The organism is Streptococcus mitis, assembly GCF_001579035.1.
Lineage (GTDB): Bacteria > Bacillota > Bacilli > Lactobacillales > Streptococcaceae > Streptococcus > Streptococcus mitis_J.
The window spans coordinates 228,904-235,769 of the sequence record NZ_KQ970286.1 but is presented as its reverse complement, the minus strand read 5'-3'; the positions used below and the strand labels follow the sequence as shown (position 1 = coordinate 235,769).

The following is a 6,866-nucleotide window of genomic DNA, read 5'->3' as shown; positions in this document are numbered from 1 at the left end:
CGCAAAGTAAATCCCTTTTTCCTTGTAGGAAACCAAGAGAGACTTGAGGCGGTCCATATCAAAGCGCCCATTCCCATCTAGGAAGGTTCCGTCCATATCCGTTGCTACTAGTTTAATTGTCATCCTTCAATACTTTCTAAATCTTTTAACTTAACTGAAACAATTTTTGAGACACCTGATTCTTGCATGGTCACTCCATAGATAGAATCAGCCGCTGCCATGGTTCCCTTACGGTGGGTTACGACGATGAACTGACTATCCTTATCAAATCGATTGAGGTAATCCCCAAAACGCTTAACATTAGCTTCATCAAGTGCAGCCTCTACCTCATCCAAGATAACAAACGGGATAGTCTTGACACGAATAATGGAGAAAAGCAAGGCTAGAGCTGATAAAGCTTTCTCCCCACCACTCATGAGGTTAAGCGACTGGATTTTCTTACCTGGAGGTTGAACAGAAATCTCCACACCAGCTGTTAAAAGGTCGCCCTCAGTCAATATCAAGTCTGCCTGACCTCCGCCAAACATCTGTTTGAAGGTCACTTTAAAGGACTCACGAATAGCTTCAAAGGTTGATTTAAAGCGTTCCTTGACCTCATCATTCATCTCTGTAATGGTCTCAAGGAGCAGGTTTTTCGCTGACAAAATGTCATCACGTTGGCTATTGAGGAAATCCAGACGACTGTGAACTTCTTCGTACTGTTCAATAGCATCCAAGTTGACAGGACCCAGTGAGCGAATAGCCTTCTCTAAATCCTGCACCTCTTGCTCTGCCAGATTGAGATTTTCCAACTCATGTGCTTTTTCTAGAGCCTCAGTATAGCTAATCTGATACTGGTCTGTTAATTGACTTTGTAGATGGCGCAAGCGCTCGCTGACCTTTTCTTTCTTGGCTTCAGCACGTGTTTGCTTGCGAATCCATTCCTCATTCTGCTGGCGAGCCTGATCCAAATGACTGGCAATATCATCCAGTTGCCCTTCAATATCATCCAACTCAAACTGCTTACGAATCAAACCTTGTTGGAGGTTTGTTTTCTGTATTTTGGCTTCTTCCGCCTGTTGACTGAGCAATTCTGTATCAACTTTCTCAAGATTGTCAACCTTTTCTTGAAGAAGGCGCTGGATTTCCTCTTGTTCGATATTCAGATTGTCCAATTCTTTGCATAAACGCTCAATATCAGCTACTTCATAACGTTTTTGCCCTTGCAATTCTGTCTTAAGCAAACGAGCTTGCGCTACCTGTTCTTGCAAGTTCTGATAACGTTCTTGGATGGCATTTTTGTTGGACTTAATCTCTTCAATCTCAGCTTCCAGATTTTGCTTGTCACTGGCAATAGTAGCAAGGCGTGCTTGGCATTTTTCCTTATCTGCTTGCCAATCTCCGTCAGAAAGACGATCTAATTCCTCTTCTTGGAGTTTCCAAAGAGTTTCTAGCTCTTCAACTTGCTGACTGGTCTGCTGATAAGCGAGGGACAAGCCTTGCTCCTGAATACGTGCCTGTTCTCCCTGAGATTTAATACCTTCTAATCTTTCTGTCAATCTAGCCATCTGGTCTTGTAAGGTCTTCAAAGCCACTTCTTCTGAACGAAGACTTGCTTCCTCTTCAGCAATTTCTTTTTGTAATTGCTCCAGTTCTGGCTTGATGAAGATGCTGTTGTTCTGACGATTGGCTCCACCTGCATAGGAACCACCTGTACGCAGCTCTGTCCCATCCAATGTCACCATGCGAACCTGATAACGAACTTGTCGAGCAGCTTCACGCGCATGTTCTACTGTATCAAAAATCGCTGTCGTGGCTAGCAAGTTCTTGAAAATAGCTTCCAGTCTAGTATCAAAAATAACCAGCTCATCTGCCATGCCCAAAAATCCCAGACTTGCAGCGATAGCACCTTGGTTCTGACTAGAAATCGTACGCGCCTTGATCGTTGTCAACGGAAGGAAGGTTGCACGACCTGCTCTGTTTCGTTTGAGGAAATCAATGGCCTTGGTTGCCGCATGTTCATCTTCTACGATGATATGCTGACTGCTGGCTCCAAGCGCAATCTCTAGGGCAGTTTGATAATGCACATCAAAAGTCAGGTGCTCACTGACTGCCCCAATAATCCCACCAAGGCGGTCTTTTTCTTGGAGAACACTCTTAACACCTGCATAAAAGTTACTATGATTTCTCAGGATGTTTTCCAAACTTTGAGCTCTGGCCTGCTTGTTTTTAAGACTGTCCAGACGGTCAAAGAGTTGACTTTGTTGAACTTGATAGGAAGTTTTCTGCTCCTCTTGGTCCTTGGTAATAGCTTGGTAGTCGGCCAATAATTTCTGAACATGCTCCTTGGCAGTTTCAAGCTCCGCCTTTTGCTGACTAGCCTTCTCTTTAGCTGTAGCCAGTTGTTCTTTCAGCTTTTCTAGTTGATCTGCTTGTTTTTGAGAAAGCTGACGACTATTTTCCAACTCATTTTCGATACGGGTCAACTGGTTTGAGACATCCGCTTCTTCTTGTAAAAGAGCTACAAAGCGTTCACGCAAGAGCTCAATCATCTGATCAGGATCATCTGAAAAAGCCAGCAATTCAGCTTCTAAACGATTAAGTTTTTGATTATTTTGGACTAGATTTTCTTCTAAGAGAGCTAAAGAGCTTTCCTTATCAGATTTTTCTTTGCTGAGTGAATTTCTCTTATCCTCCAAAGCAGCCAAACGAGCTTGTGCTTCCTGTTGATTGAGGGCTACTTGCTCAGATTCTAATTTCGATAGGGCTAATTTTCTCTCTAAATCACTAATCAGACTGGTCAAGTCCATCAAACTGCCCTGATCTTTGGCCATTTCAGCCTGTAAATCTTGGCGTTGCTTTTTAAGATTCTGATTTTCCTCTTCTAATTTTTCACGCTTTTGATAGTAGCTCGTCAAAAGTTCCTGAACCTGAGCCAACTCTTCTTCTGTCGACTCTAGTTCAGACTTATTTTCCTTGATTTGAGCAACCAAAACATCTAAATAAATAGCCTTGCGTTGACCTTCCAAGTCTAAAAACTTACGGGCATTCTCAGCTTGCTTCTCAAGAGGTTTGATTTGATTATCCAACTCGTAGATAATGTCCTCTAAGCGGTCTAGATTATCCTGAGTTTGCTGCAGTTTGCTCTCAGTTTCTTTTCTGCGAGTCTTGTATTTCAAAACACCTGCAGCTTCTTCGAAAATGGCACGACGTTCTTCAGGCTTAGAATTAAAAATCTCCTCAACCTTCCCTTGGGAAATGATAGAGAAGGAATCTCGTCCCAAACCTGTATCCAAGAAAAGGTCATGAATATCACGCAGACGGACTTTCTTACCGTCAATCTTGTATTCGCTATCTCCACTACGGTAGATATGACGTTCTACCCTGATTTCTTGACCTGCATCCTTGATAAATCCGTCATGATTATCCAGAGTCACAACTACAGAAGCATAATTGAGCGGTTTACGACTTTCAGTTCCAGCAAAGATGACATCCGGCATCTTGCCACCACGTAGACTCTTAACACTTGACTCTCCCAAGGCCCAACGCAGACTTTCTGTAATATTGGACTTTCCAGATCCATTTGGACCAACAACTGCCGTAACCCCTTGGTCAAAGAAGACCTTTGTCTTGTCAGCAAAAGACTTGAATCCCTGAATTTCGATTTCCTTTAAATACATGAATCCAGCCCTTTCTCAACGGCATTTTTGGCAGCTTCCTGCTCTGCTAATTTCTTAGAACGACCTTGACCTTGACCAATGCTCTTACCTTCAACCAGAACTTCTACATCAAATACCTTATCGTGGGCAGGACCCGTTTCAGAAATCACCTGATAACGAATAGCCACATCCCCATTGACCTGAAGTAACTCTTGGAGATGGGTTTTGTAGTCTGTAATCATCTCAAACTCGCCTGCTTCAACCTTAGGAATCATGACTTGATAGATAAATTCCTTGACCTTGGCCACATCCTTGTCCAAAAGGAGGGCACCAAGAAAAGCTTCAAATGCATCACCAAGAATGGTGTCACGATTGCGACCACCAGACTTTTCTTCCCCCTTACCCAGCTTTATAAACTGATCAAACTGGCAATCACGCGCAAAACCAGCCAAACTCTCCTCGCGAACAATCATGGCACGGAGTTTAGACAAGTCACCCTCAGGTTTTTTAGGATATTTTTTATACAGATATTCTGAAATCAATAACTGTAGAACAGCGTCTCCTAAAAATTCCAAGCGTTCATTGTGTGAAATTTTTAAGAGGCGGTGCTCATTGGCATAACTCGTATGAGTAAAGGCAGTTTCCAGTAAATTTTTGTCTGCAAATTCGATTGCAAAATGGTTCTTTAGTACAGTTTGTAATTCTTTCATACCAACCTCTTTCTAACTGATAACAGTCTTTTTTATTATATCAAAAAAAGCCCCCTGAGTCACTTTAAAACGGGACTGAAGGGGATTTGGGCATTCTTTAGAATATGATTTTCAGTTTTAGGGACACATTTAGAGCAGTGTAAAGAAAAAAGCCCTATTTAAAGGCTTTTTTAGGATGTTTACATCCACCCTGAGGGAATCGAACCCCCATCTCAAGAACCGGAATCTTACGTGATATCCATTACACTAAGGGTGGAAACTTGTTTTATTATAACAGAAATTTGCTCTAATAACAAGTTTTTTTCTGGCTAGACCGCCCATCTTAGTGGGAAGCATCCCCATTCCAGATAGAGTTTTTCACGATTACATAATCAACGTGTTTAAGGTCAGCAACCTGACGTCCACCTGCATAAGAAATAGCACTTTGAAGGTCTTGTTCCATCTCAGTTAAAGTATCTTGCAGATGACCTTTGGCAGGAAGCAAGATGCGTTTGCCTTCCACATTTTTATAAGCACCTTTTTGGTATTGAGAAGCTGAACCGTAGTATTCTTTGAACTGTTCACCATCAACTTCAATCATTTTCCCTGGACTTTCGATGTGTCCAGCAAAGAGGGAACCAATCATGACCATGCTGGCACCAAAACGGATAGACTTGGCAATATCACCGTGAGTACGGATCCCACCATCAGCGATAATTGGTTTACGCGCAGCCTTAGCACACCAGCGGAGAGCAGCCAACTGCCAACCACCTGTACCAAAACCAGTCTTGACCTTGGTGATACAAACCTTACCAGGACCGATTCCAACTTTAGTAGCATCCGCACCAGCATTTTCCAATTCACGCACAGCTTCTGGTGTTCCCACATTTCCTGCAATAACAAAAGTATCTGGCAATTCTTTCTTGATGTGTTGAATCATAGAAATCACGCTATCTGCATGACCATGAGCGATGTCAATCGTGATGTATTCTGGAGCATCAGCCTTGAGCTGGCTAACAAAATCATACTCATAGTCCTTAACACCGACAGAGATAGAAGCAATGAGCCCTTGATCATGCATGCGTTTGATAAAAGGAATACGTCCTGCTTCATCAAAACGGTGCATAATGTAGAAGTAACCACCTTTAGCCAGTTGCTCTGCTACATTTTCATCCAAAATCGTCTGCATATTAGCTGGCACAACAGGTAGTTTAAAGGTGTGATTTCCTAGAGTGACGCTTGTATCCGCTTCTGCACGGCTTTTAATGACACATTTATTTGGAATCAATTGAATATCTTCGTAATCAAAAATTGGAAATTCATTTAACATATTGATGTCTCGTTTCTTTTATAATGACCTACCTATGCTCTCGCATCACTACGCCTTTTCCGACGTTTCCTTAATTTATTATAAACCAAAGTACAGTTTTTGTCAAATTATTTTATGAATTAAAATATATCGTTCGGGTTTTGCTTGTGTTAAAAATAAAAGAAAGAGGGGAAATTATTTTCTCCCCACTTCTTCATCAATAATCGCTTTAAAATTTTCTTCTGAATTTTCCATCATTTTACAAAATGCACTATAGGATGAGGCATTCTGAGGGATTCGAATAGACCACTTCTTCAATTGAGCTCCATAGCCAGCTACTTTTCCTATTTCACTATTTACTGACTGCTCCATACTAGGAAAAATCAGTCCAGCCTTCTCAGCTTTTAAAATATAAGAATAGGAAATCAGCTGGAACAAGTCCTCACGATTTATTCCTTTTTCAGCCTTTTCAAGCTTTTTATATTTAGCATCTAATACTATTTTAAGCTCTTCTTGATAAAAATCTGGATATACTTTTCTTTCTTGACTAGAAAATACTGAAATTCCGTCCGTCTTATCTTTATTCCGTGGATGGATAAAATCTTTTGGCAACAAAATATGAACATACTCTTCCCAAAGCCAGGCAACATCAAAAAGAATACCATGAATTTTTTGATTTTGATACCCTAAACCGTGCTTTTCTTGGTTTAGAATCATCAGACAAAGTTCTTGTAACTTTCTGTACTCATTAAAGTATGCATGACGTAGAGGTTTAGATTGATTTCCCCGAATAATCTTCGCACGATCAGCTAGTTTATAGGCAGGGGTTACACGAGTAATTTCAGCTATTGTTTCACGATCACTATCGAGCATAACTCCGAAGCTTTTTTGAGTCTTTATGTACTCAATCGTATGCCGAATTAACTGCATGATAGGATTATCATAGGTGAACTCTCTCGTTGTGTAGGCAATATTTCCCGTGAAAGGAAGATTTTTCTTGAGATGATTTCCTACATCAACTACTCCTTTTACATGACTATCGTTATGGAAAAATCTCTGATATTCCTTATAAAGACCTTTTCGGAAAGCAGCTTGAAGATACTTGGGAAAGAGATACATCAAAAGTTGATAGAGTTTATCTTCACGCGACAAAGATACATCTAAACTAGTAAGATTGATATGAAGAACCTTTTGTAAAAGATAATGTAAAAAATAGTCATCACCTTTAAT

The 6,866-nt window shown here is 40.9% G+C and carries 4 protein-coding genes and 1 tRNA gene; all 5 read right to left on the bottom strand.

What is annotated here, in order from left to right; translation table 11 throughout:
- Positions 1-119: 119 nt before the first annotated feature.
- The gene (smc, locus tag SMIDD26_RS03455; protein ID WP_061438941.1) at positions 120-3,659 is read right to left on the bottom strand and encodes a chromosome segregation protein SMC; all 3,540 of its coding nucleotides are present in this window, start codon (positions 3,657-3,659) and stop codon (positions 120-122) included.
- Positions 3,650-4,348 (bottom strand): ribonuclease III, encoded by a 699-nt coding sequence (gene rnc, locus SMIDD26_RS03450; RefSeq protein WP_000661487.1) that lies wholly within the window; start codon positions 4,346-4,348, stop codon positions 3,650-3,652. Before rnc ends, smc begins: the two co-directional genes overlap by 10 nt.
- Before the next feature lie 184 nt (positions 4,349-4,532).
- A tRNA-Arg gene (locus SMIDD26_RS03445) sits at positions 4,533-4,604 on the bottom strand.
- Positions 4,605-4,670: 66 nt separating this feature from the next.
- Positions 4,671-5,657 carry a GMP reductase gene (locus tag SMIDD26_RS03440; protein ID WP_061438939.1) on the bottom strand — a complete coding sequence of 329 codons (987 nt, stop codon included), beginning with the start codon at positions 5,655-5,657 and terminating at the stop codon, positions 4,671-4,673.
- A 174-nt stretch (positions 5,658-5,831) separates the two neighbouring features.
- Positions 5,832-6,866 (bottom strand): McrC family protein (locus tag SMIDD26_RS03435; protein ID WP_061439164.1); only part of this gene is annotated, 1,035 nt, incomplete at its 5' end.